This window comes from Dankookia rubra (genome assembly GCF_004355005.1).
Classification (GTDB): Bacteria; Pseudomonadota; Alphaproteobacteria; order Acetobacterales; family Acetobacteraceae; genus Paracraurococcus; species Paracraurococcus ruber_A.
Genome location: NZ_SMSJ01000357.1, coordinates 1 through 473, shown reverse-complemented (window position 1 = coordinate 473; position 473 = coordinate 1). Strand labels below are relative to the sequence as shown.

At 67.0% G+C, this 473-nt stretch carries 1 pseudogene; it reads right to left on the bottom strand.

Annotation, left to right across the window (positions count from 1 at the left end):
• A pseudogene (locus tag E2C06_RS36970) lies at positions 1–385 on the bottom strand (transposase); the annotation flags it as partial.
• Positions 386–473 lie beyond the last annotated feature (88 nt).

Below are 473 nucleotides of genomic sequence, written 5' to 3'. Positions count from 1 at the left end.
TTTTTTCAGCAGGCGCAGCTCGAGCGCCTGCTCGGCCACGACCTCTTTCAGCGTGCGCGCTTCCTGGCGCAGGGCCTTGACCTCATCGGTCGTCGCTGCCCGGGCCGTATCGCCGGTCAGGCGCCGCTTGCCGTTCGGCGCACTGCGCCGAACCCAGGAACTCCTTTGACCAGGAGTAGTACAGGCTTTCGGCAATGCCTTCGCGGCGGCACAGGGCGGCGATGCTGTCCTCGCCGCGCAGGCCCTCCAGCACGATCCGGATCTTCTCCTCGGATGAATGCTGCTTGCGGGTCGCGCGCCGGATGTCGCGGACCACCTGCTCGGCCGGCGGCTTGGCCGCAGCGTTGCCGGCCCTGGCGACGGGGGCGGAGGATTTCTGGCTCATCTTCACTCCTTGGCGGTTACGGTGAGCCAGAAATCCTCCGCTTCTCAACCCGCCTCAGATGTCTCATGGACCCTGACGCCGGACAGGC